This window comes from Mesorhizobium sp. M7A.F.Ca.CA.002.05.1.1 (genome assembly GCF_003998335.1).
GTDB lineage: Bacteria > Pseudomonadota > Alphaproteobacteria > Rhizobiales > Rhizobiaceae > Mesorhizobium.
The window spans coordinates 1-900 of the sequence record NZ_RZQI01001421.1; the positions used below are offsets into that span (position 1 = coordinate 1).

At 62.0% G+C, this 900-nt stretch carries 2 protein-coding genes; both read right to left on the reverse strand.

The genetic code is table 11. The features are described from left to right. Window positions 1-37: 37 nt before the first annotated feature. Window positions 38-415 carry a 50S ribosomal protein L7/L12 gene (gene rplL, locus EN939_RS36040; protein ID WP_023762907.1) on the reverse strand — a complete coding sequence of 126 codons (378 nt, stop codon included), beginning with the start codon at window positions 413-415 and terminating at the stop codon, window positions 38-40. A gap of 54 nt (window positions 416-469) precedes the next feature. Further along, window positions 470-900, reverse strand: a 431-nt coding sequence (gene rplJ, locus EN939_RS36045) for a 50S ribosomal protein L10 (protein WP_127272040.1), incomplete at its 5' end; no start/stop codon positions are given.

Here is a 900-nt window from a genome sequence, read left to right on the forward strand (position 1 = left end):
GTGGCGGACGGCGCGAGGCCGCCCGCCGCTTTCACGATTACTTCAGGTCGACCTTGGCGCCGGCTGCTTCCAGCTGGGCCTTGAACTTGTCAGCGTCGGCCTTGGAAACGCCTTCCTTGACCGGCTTCGGAGCCGCTTCGACCAGATCCTTGGCTTCCTTGAGGCCAAGACCGGTGATGGCGCGGACTTCCTTGATGACGTTGATCTTCTGAGCGCCTGCCTCGGTGAGGACGACGTCGAATTCCGTCTTTTCCTCGACCGGAGCAGCAGCGGCCGCACCACCGCCAGCGGCGGCAACAGCCACCGGAGCAGCGGCGGAAACGCCCCACTTTTCTTCCAGAAGCTTCGACAGCTCGGCCGCCTCGAGGACGGTCAGCTTCGAAAGGTCGTCTACGATCTTTGCGAGATCAGCCATTGTTGTGTTCCTTCATAAGGTTCGAACGTGTGTTTGTGATAGCGAGGAACGGCCTCATGCCGCCTCGTCCTTCCGGGCGTAAGCGCCGATGACGCGCGCGACCGAGGCCGCTGGCGCATTGACGATCTGGGCGATCCGGGTTGCCGGCGTGGCGATCATGCCAACCAGCCTGGCGCGCAGCTCATCGAGCGACGGAAGTGTGGCGAGTGCCTTCACACCGTCGGCATTGAGCGAGGTGGTGCCCATTGCGCCGCCGAGAATGACGAGCTTGTCATTTCCCTTGGCGAAATCGGACGCGACCTTCGGCGCCGCAATCGGATCCTCCGAATAAGCAATCAGCGTCTGTCCCTTGAACAGCTCGATGATCGATGCGGAGTCCGTGCCCTGAAGAGCGATTTTGGCGAGACGGTTCTTCGCGACTTTGACGGTGCCACCGGCGGCGCGCATTTTCGACCGAAGGTCGTTCATTTGCGCGACGGTGATAC